At 62.4% G+C, this 26,127-nt stretch carries 19 protein-coding genes, 1 tRNA gene and 1 pseudogene; 14 read left to right on the top strand and 7 right to left on the bottom strand.

Annotated features, from left to right (window positions below; translation table 11 throughout):
• The first annotated feature begins 869 nt into the window (after positions 1–869).
• The gene (locus tag CFR80_RS06745; protein ID WP_010514593.1) at positions 870–1,796 is read left to right on the top strand and encodes a LysR family transcriptional regulator; all 927 of its coding nucleotides are present in this window, start codon (positions 870–872) and stop codon (positions 1,794–1,796) included.
• Positions 1,797–2,168: 372 nt separating this feature from the next.
• Positions 2,169–2,447, top strand: a complete 279-nt coding sequence (locus CFR80_RS06740) for a hypothetical protein (RefSeq protein WP_146221614.1) — start codon at positions 2,169–2,171, stop codon at positions 2,445–2,447.
• A gap of 67 nt (positions 2,448–2,514) precedes the next feature.
• Here CFR80_RS06740 and CFR80_RS06735 read toward each other — a convergent pair.
• Positions 2,515–2,588, bottom strand: a tRNA-Cys gene (locus CFR80_RS06735).
• A gap of 181 nt (positions 2,589–2,769) precedes the next feature.
• Here CFR80_RS06735 and CFR80_RS06730 point away from each other — a divergent pair.
• The 4 genes from CFR80_RS06730 to msrA all read left to right on the top strand — a co-directional run bounded on the left by CFR80_RS06730 (position 2,770) and on the right by msrA (position 8,478).
• On the top strand, positions 2,770–3,456 hold the full coding sequence (locus tag CFR80_RS06730; protein ID WP_010514591.1) for a protein-L-isoaspartate O-methyltransferase family protein: 687 nt from the start codon (positions 2,770–2,772) through the stop codon (positions 3,454–3,456).
• A gap of 109 nt (positions 3,457–3,565) precedes the next feature.
• Entirely contained in the window at positions 3,566–5,002 is a 1,437-nt protein-coding gene (locus CFR80_RS06725; protein ID WP_110507191.1) for a TolC family outer membrane protein, read from the top strand.
• A gap of 197 nt (positions 5,003–5,199) precedes the next feature.
• Positions 5,200–7,893, top strand: coding sequence for a valine--tRNA ligase (locus CFR80_RS06720; protein WP_010514587.1), 2,694 nt, complete (start codon positions 5,200–5,202; stop codon positions 7,891–7,893).
• A gap of 30 nt (positions 7,894–7,923) precedes the next feature.
• A complete protein-coding gene (gene msrA, locus CFR80_RS06715) occupies positions 7,924–8,478 on the top strand; it encodes a peptide-methionine (S)-S-oxide reductase MsrA (RefSeq protein WP_010514585.1) in 555 nt (184 codons plus the stop codon).
• Between the two features lie 6 nt (positions 8,479–8,484).
• Here msrA and CFR80_RS06710 read toward each other — a convergent pair whose 3' ends face one another.
• Genes CFR80_RS06710 through CFR80_RS06690 form a run of 5 tightly spaced genes read right to left on the bottom strand, consistent with a single transcriptional unit; the run spans position 8,485 to position 14,053 of the window.
• The gene (locus CFR80_RS06710; protein ID WP_083819090.1) at positions 8,485–9,834 is read right to left on the bottom strand and encodes an ABC transporter ATP-binding protein; all 1,350 of its coding nucleotides are present in this window, start codon (positions 9,832–9,834) and stop codon (positions 8,485–8,487) included.
• 9 nt (positions 9,835–9,843) lie between these two features.
• The gene (locus tag CFR80_RS06705; RefSeq protein ID WP_010514583.1) at positions 9,844–11,562 is read right to left on the bottom strand and encodes an ABC transporter permease; all 1,719 of its coding nucleotides are present in this window, start codon (positions 11,560–11,562) and stop codon (positions 9,844–9,846) included.
• Positions 11,559–12,020: a dUTP diphosphatase gene (gene dut / locus CFR80_RS06700; RefSeq protein ID WP_010514582.1), complete on the bottom strand. Its 462-nt coding sequence runs from the start codon at positions 12,018–12,020 to the stop codon at positions 11,559–11,561. The genes CFR80_RS06705 and dut overlap by 4 nt, the downstream gene beginning before the upstream one ends.
• Positions 12,021–12,032: 12 nt before the next feature.
• Positions 12,033–13,256 carry a bifunctional phosphopantothenoylcysteine decarboxylase/phosphopantothenate--cysteine ligase CoaBC gene (gene coaBC, locus CFR80_RS06695; protein ID WP_010514580.1) on the bottom strand — a complete coding sequence of 408 codons (1,224 nt, stop codon included), beginning with the start codon at positions 13,254–13,256 and terminating at the stop codon, positions 12,033–12,035.
• Complete coding sequence (locus CFR80_RS06690; protein ID WP_010514579.1) at positions 13,256–14,053, bottom strand: class I SAM-dependent methyltransferase; 798 nt, start codon at positions 14,051–14,053, stop codon at positions 13,256–13,258. The genes coaBC and CFR80_RS06690 overlap by 1 nt, the downstream gene beginning before the upstream one ends.
• A gap of 29 nt (positions 14,054–14,082) precedes the next feature.
• Between CFR80_RS06690 and mutM the strand changes: the two genes are divergently transcribed.
• The 6 genes from mutM (at position 14,083) to gyrB (ending at position 22,110) form a co-directional block, all read left to right on the top strand.
• A complete protein-coding gene (mutM, locus tag CFR80_RS06685) occupies positions 14,083–14,964 on the top strand; it encodes a bifunctional DNA-formamidopyrimidine glycosylase/DNA-(apurinic or apyrimidinic site) lyase (protein ID WP_010514578.1) in 882 nt (293 codons plus the stop codon).
• Between the two features lie 104 nt (positions 14,965–15,068).
• Positions 15,069–15,338, top strand: a complete 270-nt coding sequence (rpsT, locus tag CFR80_RS06680) for a 30S ribosomal protein S20 (RefSeq protein WP_010514577.1) — start codon at positions 15,069–15,071, stop codon at positions 15,336–15,338.
• A gap of 367 nt (positions 15,339–15,705) precedes the next feature.
• Entirely contained in the window at positions 15,706–17,166 is a 1,461-nt protein-coding gene (dnaA, locus tag CFR80_RS06675) for a chromosomal replication initiator protein DnaA (RefSeq protein WP_010514575.1), read from the top strand.
• Positions 17,167–17,279: 113 nt separating this feature from the next.
• Positions 17,280–18,404: a DNA polymerase III subunit beta gene (dnaN, locus tag CFR80_RS06670; protein WP_010514573.1), complete on the top strand. Its 1,125-nt coding sequence runs from the start codon at positions 17,280–17,282 to the stop codon at positions 18,402–18,404.
• A gap of 22 nt (positions 18,405–18,426) precedes the next feature.
• A complete protein-coding gene (gene recF, locus CFR80_RS06665) occupies positions 18,427–19,551 on the top strand; it encodes a DNA replication/repair protein RecF (protein WP_110507190.1) in 1,125 nt (374 codons plus the stop codon).
• Between the two features lie 90 nt (positions 19,552–19,641).
• On the top strand, positions 19,642–22,110 hold the full coding sequence (gene gyrB, locus CFR80_RS06660; protein WP_010514570.1) for a DNA topoisomerase (ATP-hydrolyzing) subunit B: 2,469 nt from the start codon (positions 19,642–19,644) through the stop codon (positions 22,108–22,110).
• 6 nt (positions 22,111–22,116) lie between these two features.
• Here the strand turns inward: gyrB and CFR80_RS06655 are convergent.
• A pseudogene (locus tag CFR80_RS06655) lies at positions 22,117–22,796 on the bottom strand (HAD hydrolase-like protein).
• 111 nt (positions 22,797–22,907) lie between these two features.
• Here CFR80_RS06655 and glmU point away from each other — a divergent pair.
• Positions 22,908–24,275 carry a bifunctional UDP-N-acetylglucosamine diphosphorylase/glucosamine-1-phosphate N-acetyltransferase GlmU gene (glmU, locus tag CFR80_RS06650; protein ID WP_110507189.1) on the top strand — a complete coding sequence of 456 codons (1,368 nt, stop codon included), beginning with the start codon at positions 22,908–22,910 and terminating at the stop codon, positions 24,273–24,275.
• Positions 24,275–26,098 (top strand): glutamine--fructose-6-phosphate transaminase (isomerizing), encoded by a 1,824-nt coding sequence (glmS, locus tag CFR80_RS06645; RefSeq protein ID WP_010514567.1) that lies wholly within the window; start codon positions 24,275–24,277, stop codon positions 26,096–26,098. The genes glmU and glmS overlap by 1 nt, the downstream gene beginning before the upstream one ends.
• The last annotated feature ends 29 nt before the right edge of the window (positions 26,099–26,127 follow it).

The raw sequence follows: 26,127 nt of genomic DNA, 5'->3' as shown, positions 1-26,127 counted from the left end.
TGCGTCCTCAACCGCATGGACATTGATCGCCTCGATCCGCATGCTCACACGACGGACAGCAAGGCATTGTCAAGCTTGAAAAACTTTCGGATCGGGCTCTAAACCCGTGCCCGAGTGGCCCAAGCAGACGGATGCTCTCCCCCTCTTTCAGGGTTGCAAGCGCCCTGGTGCCCGCCCCGGTGATTTTGTACAGAAATTCTACGGTGTCCGGCCTTCTCCCGTTCGCGTACAGGCTCATGGGCCGACGGAAGAACGGCCTGTCTTCAGGGCCGGGGGGGCATGTCAGCATATAAAACTGTCCGGGCTCACCCCATATTCTGGTCTGCGGGCAGGTAATGACGATGTGCTTGTACAGTGCATTGACGTGGTGGTTCGACACCACGGTGCCAACAGTGTCATGCGCCATCCCATTTCGGGCCGGGGAGGACTGCAACTGGTCGCCAGCCGCAACCGGCATCGAATTTGAGAGAAAAAACGACACGAGTTATCTCTTTCAAAAAAAGAAGTAATAGAGTGTAAGAAATCACAACGCAGAAAGAGCATCTCTTCCTGCGTATCCACTTACGTGTCCTGTCGATGTTTTCTTGAAACTGGTGGGGTAGTTTCTATATTCCGCTATCGTAATCATTTCGGAGAAGGTCTTGCAAGAAGAGAAATTTGTGCAGCCTGCTGCCGAATGGGCATCACGCGCAGAGGTATTGAACACGCAGATTTCCCACTTTTTGGCGCATGAAAGCCGGATAAGGCTGTAGACATTCCTTATATGGCGCGTATCATGGCGTGCTTGTAAAAACAGGCGATACCGACCGGGGGGCCATGGCCAGGATAAGATTACAGCCCCTGATGATCGTCTGATCAGGAAGAAAACGATGGCAGAAAACCGGCTTCGGATTCATGCATCCTCGCTTTATTACTTTGATACGGTAAGAACGGCAGGGTCCATCCGTGAGGCGGCGCGCAGGCTCAATATTGCGTCATCTGCAGTAAACAGGCAGATTCTTGCGCTTGAGGCCCAGATCAATGCCCCGCTGTTTGTTCGCCTGTCATCCGGATTGCGCCTGACACCGGAAGGAGAAATACTGTCCCAGCATGTCATTTCAGTCCTGCGGGATTCCGAACGTGTCTACGCTGCCTTCGATGCGCTCAAGGGGCTGCATTCAGGCCATGTGGAAGTGGTGACGCTTGAAGGCATATGCCATCATATTGTCCCGGCCAGTATCGTTGCCATGAACAAACGTTTTCCACGACTGACCGTAGGGATCAGTATCAGTGAAACCGAAAATGTTCCCCGTGCGGTCATAAACGGGGACGCGCATCTTGGGCTGGCCTTTGAAGTGCCGCCAACGTCCAGGCTGAAGCGGCTGGCCAATGTCAGCTTTCCCCTGGGGGGGCTGGTCAGGCCAGATTCTCCCATGGCCAGGAAAAAAAGCCTGTCCATAAGTGATTTACGTGATGTCCCCCTTATCCTGCCCAAGCGGAACTTTGCCAACCGGGTTCAGGTCCGTAACTTATTATATGACGCATCAATTGCGGACAGGGGGCTGGTGGAAGCGGGCTCCGTCGAACTGATGAAACAGCTGGTCATTCGTGGCCTGGGCATGGCGATAATGACGCGTGTGGGAAGTGAACAGGATCTGAGCGCAGGCCGCCTGGTGCATATTCCCTTATTTGCAAACCGGAAACCCATTACCAGCCATCTTGGTCTGTATGCCCGTGAAGATACTGCCCTGCCACTCGCTGCGGAGGCTCTGGCCAGCAATATTATTGACCTCATGAAGTCCGTTTCTACTAAATAACGACATGGGACGGTCCTGTAGGGCGATTAGCTCCTGTGGGACTGGTCATGGTACTCCGTGGTTCCTGAACGCCTCATGATGGACACGGGGAAGATCTGAAACGGGACAACAAAACCGGATGTGGACTGGATACATCATCAGTTTCTGGAAAATTCCTGTTCCGGACGAAGGAGCTATTAATAATAGTGGGAGGTCAGTAGATGTCATATCCGCCTGCCATTCCATACAGGACTGTTGGTCGGGGGGCGCAGTATCTCTTGATTTTGTAGATCCATATCGTCAGGCATTTGCGGCACGCTACCATACGCCACCGGAATGCTATCCCGTTGCGGGCAGATCGGCCGTAAGCCCGGCCGCCCTCTTCAGCCCTCCATGGATGGTTCCGAGGCAGGCTTGTTCGGTCTGATACTGTTTTCGTGTATGATCGGGCCCGATGGCGTCCTGTCTATGCTGCAGATCCGTCTGGCTTGTGAACATGCAGTGGCTGACGGAGTCGGATGCACGGCGCACCAGATCAAGGCAGTGGGTGGCTGGTCCACATTGAAAGAAGTCGAGCGCTACACGCGGGCCGCGAATCAGGCCAGCCTGGCGCGCTCGGCAATCGCTTCGATCAAGGTCAGAAATGCAGTGCAGGATAGGGAGGAAGTGTAAAACATTCTGGAAGTTTTACACTTTGTCCGCTCTTAAATCCCGGTTATCCGGGGATTTAAGAGCGTGGTGGAGGTCTGGGCGGGAATCGAACCCACGTTCGCGGATTTGCAGTCCGCTGCATCACCATTCTGCCACCAGACCTCAGCGGCTCTGGCGCTATATCTGCCGAAATCTGGCTCAGGTCAAGCCGTTGTGTGCAGGTGGGGCGTTGTTTCGGTGTAAAAGCGGCGCATAAATAGAAAAAAAGCCGGAAAAAATATTGCCCGTCCGGCCGGGCGGCCGAACGCCTTCCCTTCAGGGCACCGTGTTTCAAGGAAATGTTATGGACAAGACAGACCCCGATTATGTGCCTCTTGATTTTGTCGCGGCACGGCAGCGCATGGTTGATGCCCAGATCCGTCCGGCACAGGTCAGCAATCCCCATGTGATCGCGGCCATGCGCGCGCTCCCGCGTGAACAGGCTGTGCCGGATGCCCTGCGTGCCTTTGCCTATTCCGACCAGAACCTGCCGCTGGGGGAAGGGCGCTACCTGACCGAACCGCGTGTCACGGGGCGCATGCTGCAGGTCGCTGAAGCCGTCCGCGGGGAACGGGTGCTGGTGGTGGGGGCCGGGACCGGATACCTCGCGGCGCTGCTGTCCACTATGGGGGAGTCGCTGGAGATCGTGGCCCTCGAATCGGAACGGCGGCTGGCGGATATCGGCCGGGCCCTGTGTTTCACGTGGGCATCTGACGTGCATTGGCGTGACGGTGCGCTGGTCAGGGGCGCGCCGGATGACGGACCGTACGACCTGATCATGATCGACGGGGCGGTGCGCGAGGTGCCCCCGGCAGTGCTGGAGCAACTGGCGCAGGGCGGCCGTGTGATCGCGCCGGTCTGCGCTGGATCGGGGGTGACATCAGTCAGTCGCATTGTCCGCACGGCGCAGGGCTGTGCCACGCAGCCACTGTTTGATGCTGCAGTCCCGTTGCTGCCGGAGCTGGAACCGGCCCCTGCTTTTGTTTTCTGACCGGGGCATGATCGGGCTGACGGTTAACGCCTGCGCAATATCCTGTCCGTAAACATGCCATGCGGGGCGGCACGTTCCCGCATGGCATATCAGGCGGACGGGGACGATCATGCGGGGATACCGGGCAATCGGGGCGGGAAGTGCGGCAATCCTGTGCTGTGGCACGGCGCTGGCGCGCGCGCCGGTGCCGCGGGTGGAGGATCAGGAGGTCCCCCATACCCTTAAGGCCGCACTGGCCATGGCCTATCTGACTAACCCGGTGCTGCGGCAGGAACGCGCCGCCCTGCGGGCAACGGATGAACAGGTGCCGCAGGCGCTGGGCGGGTGGCGGCCCACCATTACCGGCAACGCCAGCATGTCGTACTATTCCGGGCTGCTGCGTATGGCCCCGGTTGCAGGGGAATCGGGGGGATACGCCCGCAAGTATGACAGTCCCGGCTATTCCGGCGGGGTCAGCATTTCCCAGCCCATCTATACCGGCGGCAAGACAACGGCGAACACGCACAAGGCACGGCATGCCGTCATGGCGGAACGCGCGCGCCTGATCGAAGCGGAACAGCAGGTCTTTTCCGATGTGGTCAGCGCCTATGTCACCGTGGTGGAAGATGAGCAGATACTGAGCATCGACATCAATAACGAACAGGTTTATGCCGCCCAGCTGCGTGCCACCAGCCTGCGGGCGCATGGGGGTGAAATCACCCATACTGACGTGGCGCAGGCACAGGGTGCGCTGGCCAATGCGCGCGCGGTCCGGCAACTGGCCGAAGGGACGTTGCAGGCGGACCGCGCGACCTACCGGCAGGTGGTCGGTTGTGACGCGCCTGATGACCTGTCCCCGCCCCAGCCGCTGGTCCTGCCCCTGCAGACCGAACAGGACGCCATGACGCAGGCGGTGCAGAACAATCCCGAAGTCATTGGCGCACTGTTTGATGAGGCCGCGAAAAAGGACGCCGTCGGCGTGGCCTTTGCTGCCCTGATGCCTACCGTCAGCGCCGAGGCCGCCTATATGCACGGCATCAATCAGGACGAAGGCCGTTCGCTGAACAATAACAAATACGCGCTCGTCAACGCCTCCATGCCGCTTTATCAGGGCGGGGGCGAATATGCCGCCGTGCGCATGGCGCGCCAGCAGGCGGCCGAGGCCGGTCACACGGTGGATGTCCGCCGCCGGGCGGCAATCCAGCTGGCGGCGGCAAGCTGGCAGCGCATGCAGGCCAACCGGGAAGCGATCGACAGCAACCGCGAAGCCGTTGCGGCGGATGCCACCGCCCTGCATGGCATGCAGCGTCAGGTCATTGTGGGGACCACCACCACGCTGGCGGTGCTGCAGCAGCAGGAAACCCTGCTTCAGGCCCAGATCGCGCTGGTGCGCAGCGCGGGCAATCTTGTGCAGTCATCCTATCAGGTCACGGCGGCCATCGGACGGCTGACCGCGCGTGACCTCAGCCTTGATGTCCCGCTGTATAATGAACGGGCCTATTACCATGCCGTGCATGACCGGTTGTGGGGGATCAGCGATTACGCCACCAGTCAGCCGGGACGCTGAGGGAACAGGCATGGACCGGCGGCACCAGATGGCGCCGCACCCGCGTGATCCGGGGTATGTGGCAAGGCTACGTTGCGGCAGGGCAGATAAAGATTGCATGCGCGCCGTTCCCTTCGCGCCGGTTTGGGGTATATCTGCGCATGGCTGGGCGCGTTGTCCTGCCCTGCGTCTGATTATGGTGGATCTGGTTTTTCGTGATGCTTGACAAGTCGTTCTCCCCCGACGGGACAGAAACTTCCCTCTATGCCCTGTGGGAGGCCAGTGGTGCGTTCAGCGCCCGGCCAGACAGTTCGGCCAAGCCTTATACCATCATGATACCGCCGCCCAACGTCACGGGCACGCTGCATATTGGCCATGCCCTGACCATGACCCTGCAGGACACGCTGATCCGCTGGCGGCGGATGCAGGGGCGTGACACCCTGTGGCAGCCGGGCACCGACCACGCGGGCATTGCAACGCAGCTGGTGGTCGAGCGGATGTTGCAGAAGGACGGCACGTCACGACAGGAAATGGGCCGCGACGCCTTTGTCGAACGCGTGTGGGAATGGAAGGCCGAATCCGGTGGCGGCATTACAAAGCAGCTGCGTCGCCTGGGCGGTTCCCTGGACTGGCCGCGTGAACGCTTCACCATGGATGATGGCCTGTCGGATGCGGTGAAAGAGGTGTTCGTCACCCTCTACCGCGAGGGGCTGATCTACCGCGACCGCCGTCTGGTCAACTGGGACCCCGCCTTCCGTTCCGCCATTTCGGATCTGGAAGTCGATAACCGGGAAACGCGCGGCAACCTGTGGTATATCCGCTACCCCGTCGAAGGGCAGCCGGGCCGCACCATCACGGTTGCCACCACCCGTCCCGAGACCATGCTGGGCGATATGGCCGTGGCCGTCCATCCGGAAGATGAACGTTTTGCCGATCTGGTGGGCAGGAATGTCATCCTGCCGCTGACGGGCCGCCGTATTCCCATTGTGGCGGATGAACATTCGGACCCGACCAAGGGCAGCGGCGCGGTCAAGATCACGCCCGCCCATGACTTCAACGATTTCGAGGTCGGACGCCGTCACAAGCTGGATATGCCCAGCGTGCTGGACGAGGAAGCCCGCATTACCCTGACCGAAATCGAGGGTGAACTGCGTGCCGAGGATGGTCTGGCCGATCCCGCCTTTGTGCGCACGCTGGAAGGCATGCCGCGCGATGAAGCGCGCAAGGCGATGGTGGCCGAACTTGAACGCCTTGAATGGCTGGAAAAGATCGAGCCGCATACCAATCAGGTACCCCATGCCGAACGCAGTGGTGCGGTGGTCGAACCCCGCCTGACCACGCAGTGGTACTGCGACGCCAAGACCCTTGCCGGCCCCGCAATCGATGCGGTTGAAAGCGGCAGGATCGAATTCGTGCCCCGGCAGTGGGAGAACACTTTCTACGCCTGGATGCGCGACATCCAGCCGTGGTGCATCAGTCGCCAGTTGTGGTGGGGACACCGCATCCCGGCATGGTATGGCCCGGACGGGCACGTATTCGTTGCCCATGACGAAGCCGATGCAGCAGAACAGGCCCGTGCCCATTACGGGCAGGACACCGCGCTGACGCGCGATGAAGACGTGCTGGATACGTGGTTCTCCTCCGCGCTGTGGCCATTTTCCACCCTTGGCTGGCCGCAGCAGACGCCGGAACTGGCCCGCTATTACCCGACCGACGTGCTGGTTACGGGTTTTGACATCATCTTCTTCTGGGTCGCGCGGATGATGATGATGGGCCTGCATTTCATGAAGGATGTGCCGTTCCGCACGGTGTTCATCCATGGTCTGGTGCGTGATGAACGCGGGCAGAAAATGTCCAAGTCCAAGGGCAACGGCATCGACCCGCTGGAAATGATCGACAGCTACGGCGCGGACGCCATGCGGTTCTGCATCTGCTCGCTGACCGGGTTGGGTCGTGATGTGAAGCTGGGACGCAGGAAGGTGGAGGAATACCGTTCCTTCATCACCAAAATCTGGAACGCCGCGCGTTTTTGCGAAATGAACGGCGTGGCCCCGGTCGAAGGGTTCAGCCCCGCCAGCGTGCAGTCACCGCTGGGCCGCTGGATACTGGCGGAACTGGCGCAGGCGGTGGAAGATGCTACGAAGGCGCTGGAAGCCTTCCGCTTCGATGAATATGCCGCAGCCTGCTACCGGTTCGTCTGGAATTTCTTCTGCGACTGGTTCCTTGAACTGGCCAAGCCGGTCTTTGCCGCAGGCGATACGGCCGAAGCGGTCGAGACCCGCGCCGTGGCCGCCCATGTGCTGGGCACCATCATGCGGCTGCTGCAGCCCGTCACCCCGTTCGTGACCGACAGCCTGTGGCGGCATTTCGGCTTCGGGGCGGAGGGATCGCTGATTACCGCGCCATGGCCCCAGCCCGAACATCTGGATGGGGCAAAGGAAGCCCGTGAGGAAATGGAGTGGCTGATCCGCTTCATCAGCGCGATCCGGACCGTGCGTTCGGAAATGAACGTGCCGCCGTCACGCCTTGCCCCCGTCCTGCTGCGTGATGCCTCGCCCGTGACCGTGGCGCGTGCCGCCAAATGGTCGGAAGCAATCGGACGCATGGCGCGCGTGTCCGAAGTGCTGCCACTGGAAGGCGAAATGCCCCAGGGTGCGGCGCAGCTGGTGGTGGATGAAGCAACACTGGTCATTCCGCTTGCCGGGATCATTGACCTTGCCGTTGAACGCCAGCGTCTGGAAAAGGAATGTACCAAGGTTGATGGCGAGATCACCAAGGTCGAGCGCAAGCTGGGCAATGCCGATTTCGTGGCCCGCGCCAAGCCTGAGGTGGTTGCTGAAAACCGTGAACGGCTTGAGACGTTCCAGGCTGAACGCCAGCGCCTGCAGGCCGCGCTGGCGCGCATTTCCTGACGGACCTGTAAAATAGGGGGAGCAGCACGCATGACCGGACACGCATTGGAAACACTGGTGCTGGGTGGGGGCTGCTTCTGGTGTCTTGAAGCGCCGCTGAAGGAACTGCGCGGCGTGGAGGGGCTGGAACCCGGTTATGCCGGGGGCCATACCGCCAATCCTACCTATGAACAGGTCTGTTCTGGCCGCACCGGCCATGCGGAAGTCGTGCGGGTGACATTCGACCCTGCGGAACTGTCATGCGCCGACCTGCTGCGGATCTTCTTTGTCATGCATGATCCCACCACGCTCAACCGGCAGGGCAATGACGTGGGGACGCAGTATCGCTCCGCCATATTCTGGCAGGGATCCGAGCAGGAAATGACGGCCTATGCCATTCGCAATGAAATCGCGGAAGAAAAGGTATGGCCGGATCCGCTGGTAACCGAAATTGCGCCACTGACGCATTTCTGGCCAGCGGAGGATTACCACCGGGATTACTTCGCCCGTAATCCCGGCAATGCCTATTGCAGCGCCGTGATCCCGCCAAAGATTGCCAAGATGCGGCGGCTGTTTCGCGACCGGCTGGTGGATACGGCGGGCTAGGCCCGGTTATCCGGCTTCGTCGTCAAGGAAAAGCTGGTCAGCTTCTTCATCAAAATCAAACAGTTCGGCATAGCGTGCCCAGCCGATCAGCGTCTGTAATGTCTGGCGCGCATATTCGGGGGACATGCTGTCTTCCAGTTCGTCACGGAATCGCTCGGCGCTGGCGCGATGGTTCGGACGTTCATCCAGCACGGCGCGGATGGTGCGCACCAGGGGAATGTTGTGCAGCATGCTGTGCCACAGGATGTTCTTGCGGATGTCATGTTCGCTCTGGACAAAGCGCATCCCCTCGGGCGTGAGCAGGATATCGCCGTCCTCCAGTTCGGCAAAGCCCAGCAGTTGCAGGGATTCGCCCAACGGGAACAGGTCATCCAGTTCCAGTTGCAACCGGCTGGCCAGCAGGGGCAGGTCGGCGCGGCCATGCAGCGGGTCGGCCGCCAGTGTTTCCATCATGCCCACAATGGTATTGATCGGCAGCGGGGGCAGCGCCACGGCATCCGTCGTGATCTGCACATGGTCCATGTCCGGGTCAGTCATGTCCGCTTCCGACACCACGGGTGCGCGCCGGGTCATGAGGGCGTATATCCGGTCCACGAACTGCCGGAAGGCCGCATCCTCGCGATTGCGGGGATGTTCGAAGGGAACCTGCAGTTCGTACGCCACCCGGCCGGGGTTGGAGGAAAAGATCAGGATGCGGTCGCACATCAGCACCGCTTCCTCGATATTATGCGTGACCAGCAGGATGGACTGGATCGGCAGTTTCTTTTCTGCCCATAGTTCCACCAGATCGGTGCGCAGGTTTTCCGCCGTCAGCACATCCAGCGCGGAAAATGGTTCATCCATCAGCAGCAGGTCAGGCCGGACCACCAGCGCACGTGCCAGCCCCACGCGCTGCCGCATGCCCCCCGACAGTTCTTTGGGGTAGGCGTTTTCATACCCCCCCAGCCCGATCAGCCCGATCGCATCTTCCGCCAGTTTCTGGCGTTCGGCCACAGGCACGCCCTGCGCTTCCAGACCCAGTTCCACGTTTTTCTGCACCGTCAGCCACGGGAACAGCGCGAATGACTGGAACACCATGGAAATGCCGGCAGCCGGTCCCTCCAGTTTCTTTCCCTTCCAGATGACCTCGCCCGCCGTCGGCGTCAGAAGGCCCGCGATGATGCGCAGCAGCGTGGACTTGCCCGATCCGGACCGGCCCAGCAGGCCAACGATTTCCCCACTGCGGATGGACAGGTTCACGCCATCCAGCACCACCAGGTCCGTGGCGCTTTCCTTGTGATAGGCCTGCCGGCAGTTGATGATCCGGACAAGCTCCGCCCCGGTTTTGGGGTGGGGTGCGGTGTCGGGCTGCTGCATCATGAACTCTCAGTCAAAGGTATAATGCCGTGCGGCATAATTGGATAACGGGCGCCACAGGGCGCGATTGAGCAGCAGCACGAACGCCGCCATGATGGCCATGCCCAGCCCCACCTGGTCGGTCGCCCCCGCCACGGTGGCATGGGCGATATACGCCCCCAGCCCGTTCGCGCTCAGGGTCGTGTCACCCCAGCTTGCGACCTCGGTCGCGATGGCTGCGTTCCACGCCCCGCCCGAGGCAGTCAGCGCCCCGGTAATGAAATAGGGGGTAATGCCCGGCAGCATCACGCGCCACCACCACAGCCAGCCCCGGACATGGAAGTTTTTGGCCGCCTCCAGCAGGTCGCCGGGATAGGACGATGCCCCCGCCACGATATTGAACAGGATATACCACTGCGTGCCCAGCAGCATGAGGGGGGTCAGCCAGATATTGCTGTTCAGGTGCCAGCGCACGATTCCCACCACCACCAGCGGGAAGAACAGGTTGGCGGGGAAGGCGGCCATGAACTGTGCGGCCATCTGTGCCCGTCGCGCACGGCGTGGCGACAGGCCCAGCCATATCCCGACCGGCACCCATATCACCGACGCGACAAGAACCGTCACCATCACCCGCGCCAGCGTGATGCCACCCAGCATGATGACATGCAGCACCTGCGCCATCGTGTAATGGGTGCTGCCATAGGTCCATGTCTTCCACCCTATGGTCACGGCACAGACGGCCAGGGCCGCGATCCATGCAATATCCAGCAGGCGGGAGGGAACGAGTGGCTGCCGGGGGGCCGATGGCCGCGATCCCAGCGGCAGCCAGCCGATGCGTGTCATCATGTCCCCCATCCGCAGGCAACCCTGGCGCAGCAGGTGCGTGCGCCGCAGCAGCGTCAGCACCCACGGGTCGGGGGCGGCAAGGGTCGTGCCTTCATCGGTCTGGAAACGTGCCGACCATGCGACCAGCGGGCGGAACAGCAACTGATCATAGGCCAGGATGACCGCCAGCATGGCGGCAATGGCGTAGAAGATTGCCCAGATGTTGCGCTGTTCGATCGCGACACCCACGTATGACCCGATTCCCGGCAGCGCGATGTCGGTGTTTCCGACCGTGATGGTCTCGGAATAGACGACCATGAACCACCCGCCGGACATGGAAATCATGGTGTTCCAGACCAGCGACGGAATGGCGAATGGCACTTCCAGCCGCCAGAAACGCTGCCACGGCGTCAGGCCGAAGCACAGGGCGGCTTCCTCCAGATCCGGCGGCACGGTGCGCAGTGCCTGATACATGGCAAAGGCCATGTTCCATGCCTGACTGGTGAAAATGGTGAAGATCGCGGCCAGTTCCGCGCCCATCATCCGGCCGGGGAACAGGCCAAGGAAGAAAACCACCGTAAATGTCAGGAACCCGAGGATCGGCACCGACTGCAGGATATCCAGAAGCGGGATCAGCACCTGTCCCGCACGCCTGCTTTTCGCGGCCCACACGGCATAGGTGAAGGTAAACAGCAAGGACGCGGCAAGGGCGGCAAACATGCGCAGCGTGGTCCGCACGGCATAGGCGGGCAGCCATGCGGGATTGAGGTGGATGGTCCCCGCCTCGCTTGCGGGAATGGGCACAAGCATGTGGCGCCCGGCGGTGGCGATGATGACGGCCCCCGCCATGATCGCCAGCAGGCCAAGCAGGTCCGCGATGTTGGGGCGAACCCGCAGGTTCCCCGGCAGGCTGCTGTCTGTCACCCTGCGGTGCCCGTACTGCCAAAGCCACCCGCGCCGCGATCCGTGTCCTCCAGTTCTGAATATTCAACCCATGCCCCGCGCACGATCGGGGCCAGCACGGCCTGTGCAATGCGCATGCCACGTTCGACCACAAAGGGTTCGCTGCCTGTGTTCATGACGATGATGCCGATTTCACCCCGGTAATCCTCATCAATCGTGCCGGGCGCATTGGGCAGGGTAATGCCATGTTTCAGCGCAAGGCCGGAGCGTGGGCGGATCTGCATCTCGTATCCCCGGGGTAGCGCCACACACAGCCCGGTGGGAACCAGCGCGCGGCCACCGGCCGCGATGGTCATCGGTTCGGTCACGGCTGCCAGCAGGTCCATCCCGGCCGCCCCGTCTGTGGCGTAGGCCGGTAGCGGCAGGCCATGGGCGTGGGCCAGGCGGCGGACTTGGATGGGCAGGGGGGAGGAAGTCATGGCGGGGTCCGGTTATTCAGGGTTGGGGGGTGGCGTTTGCAGGAATGTGGCGATCCGCGCAACCAGCTTCCGGGCGACCTGCGTCTTGTCCAGTCGGGGCCAATGTTCGCAGCCCGCGGCATCGATCAGGCAGACCTCGTTTTCCGTGCCGCCCATGATGCCGGTGCCGGGACTGACATCATTGGCCACGATCCAGTCACAGCCCTTGCGCAGGCGCTTGGCGGTGGCATGTGTCACGATGTGTTCGGTTTCCGCCGCGAAGCCGATGACAAGTCCCGGTCGCGTTGGGGATGGCTGGCTGAGGGTTGCCAGAATATCGGGATTGGGCACCAGTTGCAGCGTGGGAGGGGGGGCGCCTGCGGTTTTCTTGATCTTCTGGGGCGCGGGGGCGACATGCCAGTCGGCCACGGCCGCAGTGCAGACCGCAATATCACAGGGCAGGGCCGTAAGGCAGGCCGCCAGCATGTCACGTGCCGTCTCCACCCGTACGGTCCTCACGCCGGCAGGGTCGGGCAGGGTGGTGGGGCCGCTGACCAGCGTAACATCCGCCCCTGCTGCCGCAAGGGCTGCGGCAATGGCATACCCCTGCGTCCCGGAGGAGCGGTTGGCGATATAGCGCACGGGGTCGATCGGTTCGTGCGTGGGGCCCGCGGTCACCATTGCCCTGCGGCCAGCCAGTGGCCTGTCGGGGTGCAGGAGGCGCAGTATGGCAGACAGGATATCATCCGGTTCCGCCAGACGTCCGGGGCCGGATTCGTTGCACGCCATGAGGCCGGAGGCCGGCCCCACGAAGGTCACGCCACGTGCACGTAATGTCGCGACATTGGCCTGTGTGGCGGCATGGGTCCACATGCGCACGTTCATGGCGGGGGCAACCAGTACCGGCGTATCGGTCGCCAGTAGCACGGTCGTGGCCAGGTCATTGGCCAGTCCGGCCACCATGCGGGCCAGCAGGTCGGCGGTGGCGGGGCAGACCACGATCAGGTCGCTGCTGCGGGACAGGGCGATATGCCCCATCTCGCTTTCATCGGTCAGGGAAAACAGGTCGCCGAAAACGCGTTCGCCACTCAGCGCCTGAATGGACATGGGGGTAACGAATCGTGCCCCTGAATCCGTCAGCACCGTGCGCACGCGCAGGCCATGTTCGCGTAGCCTGCGAATCAGCTCCAGCGCCTTGTAGGCGGCAATGCCACCGCCCACGACAAGCAGGACAGAACGGGTCGCCCCATCCTCCATCAGATTTTCCAGCCGGAATGGATGGCTGCGATTCCGCCGGACAGGTTCTGGTAGGATACGCGTTCCAGTCCTGCTTCGCGCATCATGTCCGCCAGCGTTTCCTGATCGGGGAACATGCGGATGCTTTCGGCCAGGTACTGGTAGCTTTCGCGATCCCCCGCGATCGCGGCTCCCATGCGGGGCAGCACGTGAAAGGACCATGCATCGTAGACCGGGGCGAAGGCCGCAACCTGCACGCGGGAAAACTCAAGGCACAGGAACCGTCCGCCCGGACGCAGGATGCGCCGCGCCTCCCGCAGCACCTGCAGCTTGTCCGTGCAGTTGCGCAGGCCGAACGCGATGGAGACGCGATCAACCGAATTGTCGGCCAGCGGGATGGCTTCGGCATCGACAGCGATGAAGTTGAGGCCGGAGACAAGCCCGCGTTCCAGCGCACGGTTGCGCCCTACCGTCAGCATGCTGACATTGATGTCGGACAGGATGGCGGGGCCACCGCCACCGCGCAGCCATCCGAAGGAAATATCCCCCGTTCCGCCCGCAAGGTCGAGCAGCGACAGGTCGGGGTGGGGGGCAAGCTCGGTGACGAAAATCTTCTTCCATGCGCGGTGAATGCCCAGCGACATCACGTCATTCATGATGTCGTATTTGGAGGCCACGCTGTCAAAGACGTTCCGGACCAAGGATTTCTTCTCGCGCAACGGCACGTCGCGGAAGCCGAAATCGGTGGTATCCGCCTGGCGGTCATCGGGACGGCCTGCGGAAGGGGAGGGATGGTATGGCTGGCTAATGTCGGTCATGATGCACAGGTATAACCCCAGATGAGGCCATGCCGGAACTACCTGAAGTCGAAACTGTGATGCGCGGGATGCGAGTGCATCTTGAAGGTCACACTATTTCCCACGCCAGCACGCACCATACCGGCCTGCGGTGGCCGTTTCCACCCGGTCTGGCCACGGCGTTGCAGGGACGGCGGATTGATGGATTCTCCCGCCGGGGGAAATATATCCTCATCACGCTGTCGGGCGGCATGGTCGTGGTGCTGCATCTGGGCATGTCCGGCCGGGTGCTGCTGTCGTCTCCCGCGGGAGCGGAACGGGGCCTGCCGCCCGCACGCCACGAACATCTGGTGATCGAGACGGCGCAGGGTGCGCGTTGTGGGCTGGTGGACCCCCGGCGTTTCGGCATGGTCGATCTGGTGCCGGCGACAGGGGTGGAAACCCACCGCCTGCTGGCGGGCATGGGGCCGGAGCCACTGGGCAACCGGTTTGACGGTGCATGGCTGGCCGCGCGCGCCGGGCGGCGACGTACCAGCATCAAGGCCCTGCTGCTGGACCAGCGCGTCGTGGCGGGACTTGGCAACATATATGTATCCGAAGCCCTGTTCCGCGCGCGCATCCACCCCGCGCAGACGGCAGGGGACATAAATGCCGAACAGTACGAGAAACTTGCCACCGAAATCCGTGCGGTTCTGGAGGAAGCAATCGCGGCCGGAGGCTCAAGCCTGCGTGATTACGTGCAACCGGATGGGGAGCTGGGCTATTTCCAGCATGCCTGGCGTGTGTATGGGCGGGAAGGGGAAGGCTGCCCCGACTGCCCCGGTCCACCGGCATGCGATGGGGTGATGCGGATCACCCAGTCCGGGCGTTCCAGCTTTTTCTGCCCCCGGCAGCAGAGGGTGGAAAATGATTTAGGCAAAGACTTGTCTTGACGAATGGGGTCAGGGTGGACTAGATCGCCAGCCTGATATGGGATGTCCGCAACGATCGGGTGGCGGACCGCCGTAACCTGATTTATGCAGATGAACTGAGAGCAATGGCCAATACAGCATCCGCGCGCAAGCGCATCCGCCAGAACGAACGCCGCAACGCCCGTAACACGGCCCGCCTGTCCCGCGTGCGCACCTTCGTAAAGAAGGTCGAGGTCGCGATCGCGACCGGCAAGAAGGACGATGCCGCTGTTGCGCTGCGTGAGGCGCAGCCTGAACTGCAGCGTGCGGTTGGCAAGGGCGTTCTTCACGCCAACACGGTTGCCCGTCGTATTTCGCGCCTGTCCGCCCGTATCAAGTCCCTTGCTGCGGCGTAAAAACCTTCTGTATTCTTTCATCTGAAAGAATGCGGTAAGTAATGAAGGAGGTCGTGTATCACCATTAGTGGTGATAGCGGCCTTTTTTGTTTGCCATTTCCGCAGGTGTGATCGGGTTTTGGCGGGGCGGGGGCAGATTCTCGTTGCTTCGTCCGATTCTCTGCTCTACCTTATGTGGATAATTCCAACGTCATCTGTTGCCTTGGGCCTTGATGGTCCGGGTTGTGGGTCGTGTCAGGTGCGCGGCTGGCGTGCCGCCTGCTGTGTGCGGGCGCAGTGGCGTTGTGGAACAGTTGATGGATGGAGCGGGGGTGCGGGTGCATGCGCGGGGGCGCGTGTTCCATGTCCCATGTAGCCGGGAGCGGATATGACAGGCGGACTGGAAGGCTATGACGCAGTTGCGGAAGCCAATGCGCAGAAAAGTGTGCTTGCCATCCACTGGTCGCGCATCTGCGAACGGCTGAAGGCCGAGGTCGGGGAAGTCGAATACCGCACGTGGCTGCGCCAGATCACGGTCGGCCCGGTGGAGGAGGACGAGATTACCCTCTACCTGCCCACCCGATTCCTGCGGGACTGGGTGCGTGGGCAATACGGCGACCGTCTTGGTACGCTGTGGAATGCCGAAGTGCCCGCCATCCGCCGTGTCGAACTGCAGGTCGCCCGTCCGGGAAGCGCGTCCGCGCCAGCCCAGGCGGATGGCGCGGCAGCCGCAGCACCGGCCAACAGCGAAGATGCGGCCCCCCGTGTGGCGGCAGCTCCCGCCCCGGCACACGAAGAGCCCCGGCACGCCGAAGTCCGCAGCGACCTTGCCGCCCCGCTGGACCCGCGCTTCACCTTCGATACCTTTGTGGTGGGCAAGCCCAACGAATTTGCCTATGCCTGCGCCCGCCGGGTTGCGGAGCGGCCCTCCAGCCCCGGCTTCAACCCGCTGTTCCTGTATGGTGGGGTCGGGCTGGGCAAGACGCACCTCATGCATGCCATCGGGGCCGAACTGCTGCGTGAGGGGAAGGTATCCGTCGCCTACATGTCGGCGGAAAAGTTCATGTACCGCTTCATCGCGGCCATCCGGTCCCAGTCCACCATGGAATTCAAGGAGCAGCTGCGCTCTGTCGATGTGCTGATGATCGATGACCTGCAGTTCCTGATCGGCAAGGATAATACGCAGGAAGAATTCTTCCATACCTTCAACGCACTGGTTGATGCGGGACGGCAGATCGTGGTTTCGGCCGATAAATCCCCCTCCGACCTGTCGGGGCTGGAGGACAGGCTGCGCACCCGCCTTGGCTGTGGCATGGTGGCGGATATTCATGCCACCACGTTTGAACTGCGTATCTCCATTCTGGAGGCCAAGGCCAGTGCGTCCGGCGTGGTGGTGCCCGCCAAGGTGCTGGAATTCCTTGCGCACAAGATCACGTCGAACGTGCGTGAGCTGGAAGGCGCGCTGAACCGCCTGATCGCCCATGCCAACCTGTTCGGTCGCCCGGTCACGCTGGAAGCGACGCAGGATGTGCTGCATGACATCCTCAAGGCCCATGACCGGCGCGTCACGATCGAGGAAATCCAGCGCAAGGTGGCCGAACACTGGAATATCCGCCTGACCGACATGTCCTCGGCCCGTCGCGCGCGCGCCGTGGCGCGGCCCCGTCAGGTGGCGATGTACCTGGCCAAGCAGCTGACCAGCCGTTCCCTGCCTGAAATCGGGCGCAAGTTCGGCAATCGTGATCATACGACGGTCATGCATGCCGTGACCCGCGTGACGGAGCTGATGGAACAGGACCCCGCTTTTGCCGAAGATGTGGAGCTGTTGCGCCGCATGCTGGAAAGCTGAATAAATTTAGGGTTCAACGCCCCCCTTTACCAGAGTCGCCCGCGGCTGCTAAACATGTCACCCCCCGTCTGTACGTATGCCTGACGTGACGGGATGTGGAGGATATTGTACCGATGAAGTTGAAGGCCGACCGTGTAACGCTGCTCAAGGCACTGGCCCATATCCAGAGCGTTGCCGAGAAGCGCAATACCATCCCCATCCTGGCCAACGTGCTGATCAATGTCGTTGATGGTGCCATGACACTGACCGCCACCGACATGGAAATCGCGGTGGTTGAAGGCGTTGCGGCGGAAACCCTGCGTGACGGCGCTGTTACGGCGCCAGCGGCTGTCCTGTATGAAATCGTGCGCAAGCTGCCCGATGGCGCGCATGTCGAACTGGACCATGCCGGGGGTGATGCGCCACTGGGCCTGCGGGCGGGGCGGTTCGCCACCAGCCTGAATGTGCTGGATGTGGATGATTTCCCGTCCATGATGGCTGGCAGCCTGCCGCATGAATTCAGCATTCCGGCACAGGTGCTGCGTGGCCTGATCGACCGTACGCGCTTTGCCATCTCCACCGAGGAAACGCGCTACTACCTTAATGGCATCTTCCTGCATGTGGCCGAAGGGGATGCAGGTCCGGTGCTGCGTGCGGTGGCGACGGACGGGCACCGCCTGGCCCGTGTCGAGACCGAACTGCCCGCAGGCAGCGCAGGCATGCCGGGCGTGATCGTTCCGCGCAAGACGGTGGCTGAGCTGCGCAAGCTGCTTGACGAAGGGCCCGAGCAGGTTGCCGTTGCCCTGTCCGATACCCGCATCCAGTTCTCCATCGGCAACATCACGCTGACCTCCAAGCTGATTGACGGTACCTTCCCCGAATATGAACGCGTGATCCCGCACGGGAATGACAAGATCCTGCGCGTGGGCAAGAAAATATTCTCCGATGCCGTATCCCGCGTGGCGGCGATCAGCCAGGAGCGTTCCCGCCCGGTCAAGCTGAGCATGGCGCACAACCTGCTGACGCTGTCGGCCGCAAGCCAGGATCAGGGGACCGCGACGGAAGAGCTGGACGAAAACCATGTCTCTTATGATGCGTCGCCCATGGAGATCGGCTTTCAGGCCCGCTACCTGAACGACATTACCGATCAGGTGGAAAAGGAAGTGGAATTCGCCTTTTCTGACAGTTCCGCGCCCACCATCGTGCGTGATGTGGACAGCCCCTCCGCACTGTATGTCCTGATGCCGATGCGCGTGTAATCGCGCGCGGCCTTCCGGTCGCATGGCCTGCGTGACACGACTGGTACTTACGGATTTCCGTAATTATCATCATCTTTCATGGAAACCGGCATGTCCGGCCACGGTCATTACCGGGCCGAACGGCAGTGGCAAGACCAACCTGCTGGAAGCGGTCTCGCTGCTGGTGCCAGGGCGTGGCCTGCGGGGCGCGCGCATGGATGAACTGCCCCGTCATGGTGCGACGCTGTGGGGTGTCGCCGCCGACGTGATGGCGCAGTGGGGCGATGATGCCCTGACCGTCCAGATCGCCACGGGGGCCGATCCGCTGCGGCCGGAACGGCGTGCATTTCGCGTGGATGGACAGGCCCAGCGCAACCGCGATGCGGTGGGCGAATATTTTTCCGCCGTCTGGCTGACACCGCAGATGGACCGCCTGTTTCAGGACGGGGCAGGCAGTCGCCGCCGGTTTCTGGACCGGCTGGTGCTGGCGCTTGAACCCGGCCACGCGCGTGAACTGGCCGCCCATGACCGCGCGATGATGCAGCGTAGCCGCCTGCTGACGCAGCGTGGGGCGGATACGGACTGGCTGGCCGCCCTGGAACGTACCATGGCGCGCCACGCGGTGGCGGCTGTTGCCGCCCGGGTGAATATGGTAGCGCGCCTGAATGCGGATGAGCAGGCGGTTGCCGATGGCTTTCCCGCCGCATGGCTGGAACTTGATTGCCGTATTGCCGATCAGTTACGCGAAATGCCAGCCCTGGCGGTGGAAGACTGGCTGGCGGAGCAGATCGCGGCAACACGCGCCATCGACCGGCAGCGCGGGGGGAGTCGTTTTGGCGCACACCGTACCGACCTGCGCATGGCGGACCGGCTGACGCGGCGTCCGGCCAGTCTGTCCAGCACGGGGCAGCAGAAGGCGCTGCTGCTGGGTATCGTCCTGTCACATGCGCGTATCCTGGCGGCATGCCGGGGGCAGATGCCGATGCTTCTGCTGGATGAACCGCTGGTGCATCTGGATGATGTGCGGCGCGAGGCCCTGTTTCAGGCGATCGGACGGATGGACACCGGCGTTTTACTGACTGGAACAGACCGCGAACATTTCACGCCTCTGCGCCAGATCGCCGAATTCGTGACGCCGGGTGAGGGTAATCTTGCCCCCCATGTATGATTTCGGCGCGGAATGCTGGTTACACCGGGTGGTTCAGGCTATAATGCATTCTGTTATTTTGTTGTTATCCGCTGTGGAGCATCTGCCGGCATGTCCGATCAATCCAGTCCCGATCAGAAACACGATGCCGAGGTCGCAGGTGGCGTGACACCCGCTGCGGACTATGATGCGGCATCCATCTCGGTTCTGCGGGGGCTGGACGCGGTACGCAAGCGCCCCGGCATGTATATTGGCGATACCGATGACGGGTCGGGCCTGCACCACATGGCCTTCGAAATCATTGATAACGCCGTGGATGAGGCACAGGCCGGGTTTGCGACCACCTGTATCGTGACGCTCAATGGGGATGGCAGCGTCAGCGTACGTGACGACGGGCGCGGCATTCCTACCGACATGCACCATGAAGAAGGGGTGAGTGCCGCCGAAGTCGTGCTGACCAAGCTACATGCGGGTGGCAAGTTCAACCAGAATTCCTACAAGGTATCGGGTGGCCTGCATGGCGTGGGTGCGGCCGTGGTCAACGCGCTGTCGGAATGGATGGAAGTCCGGATATGGCGCGATGGCAAGGAACACGTCATCAGTTTCCGCGCGGGCGAGCGTGATGAGCCGCTGCGTGTGGTGGGGGAAAGCAGCGAGCCGACCGGCACGCAGGTCACCTTCAAGCCCAGCGCAGAGACGTTTGCCAGGGTTGAATTCGAATTCCCGATTCTCGAACGCCGTCTGCGCGAACTGGCCTTCCTCAATTCCGGGCTGAAGATCATCCTGCGCGACGAACGCCATACCCCGGCGCGGGAGGAAAAGTTCCATTACGAAGGCGGTCTGTGCGCCTTTGTCGAATGGCTGGACCAGGGCAAAAACCCGATTGTCGAGCCGCCGATCACCGGCAGCCTGCAGAATGAAGACAACGGCATCAAGGTCGAGTTCGCCCTGACATGGAATGACAGTTTCCATGAAACCATGCTGTGCTTCACCAACAACATTCCCCAGCGTGATGGTGGTTCGCACCTTGCCGGTTTCCGTCAGGCGCTGACCCGCGTGGTAGGCCGCTATGCCGAAGCCAATGCCAGCAAGAAGGACAGCCATGCCCTGAATGGCGAGGACATGCGCGAAGGCCTGACCGCCGTGCTGTCGGTCAAGGTGCCCGACCCCAAGTTCTCGTCACAGACCAAGGACAAGCTGGTTTCTTCCGAAGTGCAGCCGGTGGTGCATGCTGCTGCTGCCGACATGATTTCCCACTGGTTTGAAACCCACCCCAAGGAAGCCCGCCATATCGTGGCGAAGGTGATGGATGCCGCTGCCGCGCGTGAGGCGGCGCGGCGTGCGCGGGAACTGACGCGGCGCAAGGGTGTCCTGGACATCTCCTCCCTGCCGGGCAAGCTGGCGGACTGTCAGGAACGTGATCCGGCAAAATCCGAACTGTTCATCGTCGAGGGTGATTCGGCAGGCGGCACCGCCAAACAGGGACGTGACCGGCGGTTTCAGGCGATCCTGCCGCTGAAGGGAAAGATCCTGAATGTCGAGCGCGCGCGCTTTGACCGTATGCTGGGGTCAGCCGAAATCGGGACGCTGATTACGGCACTGGGCACCGGCATCGGGCGTGGCGATGTGGAACATGGCGGCTTTTCGATTGAAAAGCTGCGTTACCACCGCATTGTCATCATGACTGACGCTGACGTGGACGGGTCGCATATCCGTACGCTGCTGCTGACCTTCTTCTTCAGGCAGATGCCCGAACTGATTGAAAAAGGATATCTGTATATCGCCCAGCCGCCGCTGTACCGCGCCAAGCGCGGCAATGACGAACGGTACCTGAAGGATGACGCAGCGCTGGAATCCTACCTGCTGGACAAGGCGCTGGCCAATGCCTCGCTGCGTTATGCTGACGGGCGTGAGGTCGAGGGCGATGTCATGCGCGCCGATGTCATGTTCATCCGTGACGTGACCCGTGCGCTGTCGCGCCTGTCGGCGCGTGTGCCGGTGTGGGTTCTGGAGCAGGCGGCCATCGCGGGCGTGCTGCGTGCCGATCCGCAGGCCGTGCCGGAACGGGTTGTCGACCTGCAGGCGCGGCTGGATGCGGTATCGCCCCCGACCGAACGGGGGTGGAAGGTTGCCGTCAGCGACAGCGGTCTGGAAATGGCCCGTAGCGTGCGTGGTGTGGGCGAAGTCTATCGCCTGGAGGCACAGGCGCTGCGCAGTGCGGAAGTCCGCTGGCTGGCGGACCGCCACGACCGTCTGGTGGCGGATTTCGCGGGGCCGGTTCATCTGGTGATCGATGGCAATGCACACGCCTTCAACGGGCCGGCATCGCTGTATGAACGGATTCTGGCGCAGGGCCGCAAGGGCCTGTCCATCAACCGCTTCAAGGGCCTGGGGGAAATGAATGACGAACAGCTGTGGGAAACCACACTCGATCCCGCCATGCGCACCCTGCTGCAGGTCAAGGTCGGGGATGTGGAAAACGCGGCGCAGGTCTTTTCCACCCTTATGGGGGATGTGGTCGAACCCCGCCGCGACTTCATTGTTGGCAATGCGCTGAAGGTTGCCAACCTCGACGTCTGACCCGGGCTACGCTGGTACCAGTTCATTGGCCAGATGAGCGACCTCGGAAATGGAATCGGCGCCAACCGTGGCCCCGGCTTCCATTTCGGGGCGGCCATATCCCCAGCGGGCGAAAATCGCGGGCACATGTGCCCCGATGGCCGTGGCCATGTCGTTATGGTGGTCACCGGTCATGACCGCGCGGTGCGGGTTGCCCTGCGCCATTGCAATTGTGCCCAGCAGGTGGCGCGGGTCGGGTTTGCGTACGCTGAAGCTGTCGCCCCACCCACGGCCACGAACCATTTTTCCAGATCAAGGACACGCAGTATGTGGCGCGCGGCGGCAACGGGTTTGTTGGTGCAGACGGCCATGTGCCACCCTGTGGCGTGCAGATCTTCCAGCATGCCTATCGTGCCGGGAAAGGGGCGGGACAGGTCGGTGGAATGAGGGGTGTAATCGGCCATGTACCATGCCGTGGCCTGCTCGGCATCAATGCCGGTGGCGGCCGAACCGGCATGGACCAGCAAACGGCTGACAAGGGCTGCAACGCCATCGCCAACCATGGGGCGGACCTGTTCGGTGGCAATGGACGGCAGGCCGTAATGGGCCAGAAGCCGGTTGGCGCTGGCCGCCAGATCGGGGAGGCTGTCGATCAGCGTGCCGTCCATATCGAAAACGGCGAGGCGGGACGGGAGAGAGGTCATCATGAACGCCTTTGACGGTGTGAATGAAGTAGCAATCGGAAATTCTAAGTGATGGTATCGCACGCGCATAAGGGTTTGACAGGGTGCGCGGGTGCGGAGTACCCGCACACTGCCATGAATACCCAGACCGATACCGCAGTATCCGCCCCCGCACGCATCGTGTCGACCGCTGTCATCCTGGCTGCGGGGCGTGGTACCCGCATGAAATCGCAGCGGCCCAAGGTCATGCACCCGCTGGCGGGGCAGCCGATGCTGCGCTACCTGCTGGATAACGCGGCACAGGTCTTTGACCGGATTGTTGTGGTCGTGGGGCCGGACATGGATGATGTGGCAGCCCTTGCCGCCCCGCATCACGTTGTGGTGCAGATGGACCGCCTTGGCACCGGCCATGCCGCCCGGCAGGCCGAAGCCGCGTTCGGCACCGAGGATGTGGCGGTCCTGTATGGTGACAATCCGCTGATCACGCCCGGTACGATGCGGGCACTTCTGGACCAGCGCCGCAGTGGGGATACCGGTCTGGCCCTGCTGGCCATGGAACCGGCCGATCCCGCGCGGTACGGGCGCGTGGTGACGCGGGACGGGCGGGTTGAACGGATTGTTGAATGGGCGGACGCCACCGCGGATGAGCGGGCGATCCGGCTGTGCAACGCCGGTGTGCTGTGTGCCGATGCCGCTGATTTCCGTCGCTGGCTGAACGAAGTTGGCAATGACAACGCGCAGGGCGAATACTATCTGGGCGACGTGGTGGCCCGCGCCGTGGCGGATGGGCGGATCGTGCGGGCGGTCGTCGCACCGGAGGACGAACTGCGCGGCATCAATTCGCGTGCGGAACTGGCACAGGCGGAAGCATGCGTGCAGGCCCGACTGCGACAGGCGGTCATGGATGGTGGCACCACGCTTGTCGCCCCCGATACCGTGTTCCTGTGCGTCGATACCGTGCTGGAACCCGATACGGTGGTGCACCCCAATGTGGTGTTCGGCCCCGGCGTACATGTAAAAACCGGCGCGGAAATCCATGCCTTTTCACATATCGAGGGGGCGACGGTCGGCCCGGATGCACAGATCGGCCCCTATGCCCGCCTGCGCCCCGGCAGCGACGTGGGGGCAAAGGCGCGTGTAGGCAATTTCGTGGAAATCAAGGCCACGACGCTGGGGGCGGGGGCCAAGGCCAATCACCTGACCTATCTGGGGAATGCTACGGTGGGCAGCGGGGCCAATATCGGTGCGGGTACCATAACCTGCAATTATGATGGTGTGTTCAAGCACCGGACCGAAATCGGCGCGGGCAGCTTCATTGGCTCGGATTCGGTTCTGGTGGCTCCCGTTCGGGTGGGCACAGGCGTCATTACGGCGGCAGGCAGCGTGATTACCCATGACGTTCCCGATGATGCCATGGCCATTGGCCGGGCACGGCAGGCAAACAAGGCAGGACATGCCGCATCGTTTCGCGAACGGCTGAAGAACAGGAAGGAACGGGGCTGATGTGTGGCATAGTAGGGGTTGTCGGTAGCAATCAGGCCACGCCGGTCATTCTGGACGCCCTGCGCCGGCTGGAATATCGCGGCTATGATTCCGCGGGTATCGCCACGCTGGAAGAAGGCCATGTCGAACGCCGTCGCGCGGCGGGCAAGCTGGATCACCTGGCCACCCTCCTGGCGCGCATGCCGCTGCCGGGCGTGACCGGCATTGGCCATACGCGCTGGGCCACGCATGGCGCGCCCACCGAAAACAATGCCCATCCCCATGGGACGGAGCGCGTATCGGTCGTCCATAACGGCATTATCGAGAATTTCGAGGAACTGCGCCGTGAACTGGAGGCGGCAGGGCAGGTCTTCTCCACCGATACGGATAGCGAGACGATCGCCCAGCTGGTGGATTATCACCTGCAGCGCGGCCTGTCCCCGCAGGATGCGGCGCATGCCTGCCTCAGGCGGCTGGAAGGGGCCTACGCGCTCGCCATGATCTTTGCCGGGCATGACGGCATGGTCATTGGCGCGCGGCATGGCGCGCCGCTGGTGGTGGGTTTTGGCGATAACGAGATGTTCCTCGGTTCCGACAGCCTTGCGCTGGCGCCGCTGACCCGCCGGATCGCCTATCTGGATGACGGGGACTGGACCGTAATCACGCCTGCGGGTGCCGCCTTCTTTGACATGGCGGGCAACCCGGTCGAACGTCCGGTCAAGCTGACCGCGCTGATTGCAGCATCGGTCGGCAAGGATGGCTATCGCCATTACATGGAAAAGGAACTGCACGAACATCCCGTCGTGATCGGGCAGACCCTGCAGCGCCTGATCGACCCGGCGACGCGCCGCGTCATCATGCCCGACCTGCCATTTGACCTTGCCGCCATTCCCCGCGCGGTGCTGACGGCCTGCGGTTCGGCGTTCTATGCCGGCATGATCGGACGGTACTGGATCGAGCAGTATGCGCGCCTGCCGGTCGATATCGATGTGGCGAGTGAAATGCGCTATCGCAATCCGCCGCTGGCCAGGGGTGGGCTGGGGCTGCTGATTTCCCAGTCGGGGGAGACGGCGGACACGCTGGCGGCCCTGCGTGGCATGCGGGCGGCGGGGCAGCATATCGTCTCGGTCCTCAATGTGGAACAGAGTACCATGGCGCGCGAAAGCGACGCCGTGCTGGGTACCGTGGCAGGGCCGGAAATATCCGTTGCCAGCACCAAGGCCTTTACCGCGCAGCTATCCGTTCTGGCCTGCCTGACCATTGCCTTTGGCCGTGCGCGTGGTCTGATCGGCGCGCAGCAGGAGGAAAGCATGGTGACCAACCTGCTGGACCTGCCCAGCAAGGCGACCGAGGTGTTTGAACGCCATGATGAAATCCGTCGCATGGCCGCCATCGTGGCCGAAGCACGGGATGTGCTCTATCTTGGTCGTGGGTCCATGTTCCCCGTGGCGCTGGAAGGGGCGCTGAAGCTCAAGGAAATTTCCTACATTCATGCCGAGGCGTATGCGGCGGGGGAAATGAAGCATGGGCCGATTTCGCTGATCGACAGCACGGTGCCGGTGGTGGCGACCGTGCCGTCCGGCCCGCTGTTTGAAAAAACGCTGTCCAACCTGCAGGAAGCCAAGGCCCGTGGTGGTCGCCTGCTGGTGTTCACGGACATGGCGGGTGCGCCGCGCCTGCGTGAAATCGCGGAATGCGTGGTGGCAATTCCGACAGTGGATGAATTCGTGGCCCCGATCCTGCAGACGATCCCGGTGCAGATCCTGGCCTATGAGGTCGCGCTGCTGAAGGGCACGGATGTGGACCAGCCGCGTAACCTCGCCAAATCCGTGACTGTTGAATAGACACCCCGGGTATAACCGGCACACTTACC

This window comes from Komagataeibacter oboediens (assembly GCF_003207815.1).
Taxonomy (GTDB): domain Bacteria; phylum Pseudomonadota; class Alphaproteobacteria; order Acetobacterales; family Acetobacteraceae; genus Komagataeibacter; species Komagataeibacter oboediens.
This window is presented reverse-complemented; position numbering and strand designations above follow the sequence as displayed.

Coding starts and splice junctions, on each gene's coding strand:
- CFR80_RS06725 (WP_110507191.1), top strand. CDS start 3,566: ATGCGGGGATACCGGGCAATCGGGGCGGGAAGTGCGGCAATCCTGTGC.
- CFR80_RS06730 (WP_010514591.1), top strand. CDS start 2,770: ATGGACAAGACAGACCCCGATTATGTGCCTCTTGATTTTGTCGCGGCA.
- CFR80_RS06710 (WP_083819090.1), bottom strand. CDS start 9,834: ATGCAGCAGCCCGACACCGCACCCCACCCCAAAACCGGGGCGGAGCTT.
- msrA (WP_010514585.1), top strand. CDS start 7,924: ATGACCGGACACGCATTGGAAACACTGGTGCTGGGTGGGGGCTGCTTC.
- CFR80_RS06720 (WP_010514587.1), top strand. CDS start 5,200: ATGCTTGACAAGTCGTTCTCCCCCGACGGGACAGAAACTTCCCTCTAT.
- dut (WP_010514582.1), bottom strand. CDS start 12,020: ATGACTTCCTCCCCCCTGCCCATCCAAGTCCGCCGCCTGGCCCACGCC.
- CFR80_RS06745 (WP_010514593.1), top strand. CDS start 870: ATGGCAGAAAACCGGCTTCGGATTCATGCATCCTCGCTTTATTACTTT.
- CFR80_RS06740 (WP_146221614.1), top strand. CDS start 2,169: ATGGATGGTTCCGAGGCAGGCTTGTTCGGTCTGATACTGTTTTCGTGT.
- CFR80_RS06690 (WP_010514579.1), bottom strand. CDS start 14,053: ATGACCGACATTAGCCAGCCATACCATCCCTCCCCTTCCGCAGGCCGT.
- coaBC (WP_010514580.1), bottom strand. CDS start 13,256: ATGGAGGATGGGGCGACCCGTTCTGTCCTGCTTGTCGTGGGCGGTGGC.
- glmS (WP_010514567.1), top strand. CDS start 24,275: ATGTGTGGCATAGTAGGGGTTGTCGGTAGCAATCAGGCCACGCCGGTC.
- dnaA (WP_010514575.1), top strand. CDS start 15,706: ATGACAGGCGGACTGGAAGGCTATGACGCAGTTGCGGAAGCCAATGCG.
- mutM (WP_010514578.1), top strand. CDS start 14,083: ATGCCGGAACTACCTGAAGTCGAAACTGTGATGCGCGGGATGCGAGTG.
- rpsT (WP_010514577.1), top strand. CDS start 15,069: ATGGCCAATACAGCATCCGCGCGCAAGCGCATCCGCCAGAACGAACGC.
- dnaN (WP_010514573.1), top strand. CDS start 17,280: ATGAAGTTGAAGGCCGACCGTGTAACGCTGCTCAAGGCACTGGCCCAT.
- recF (WP_110507190.1), top strand. CDS start 18,427: ATGGCCTGCGTGACACGACTGGTACTTACGGATTTCCGTAATTATCAT.
- gyrB (WP_010514570.1), top strand. CDS start 19,642: ATGTCCGATCAATCCAGTCCCGATCAGAAACACGATGCCGAGGTCGCA.
- glmU (WP_110507189.1), top strand. CDS start 22,908: ATGAATACCCAGACCGATACCGCAGTATCCGCCCCCGCACGCATCGTG.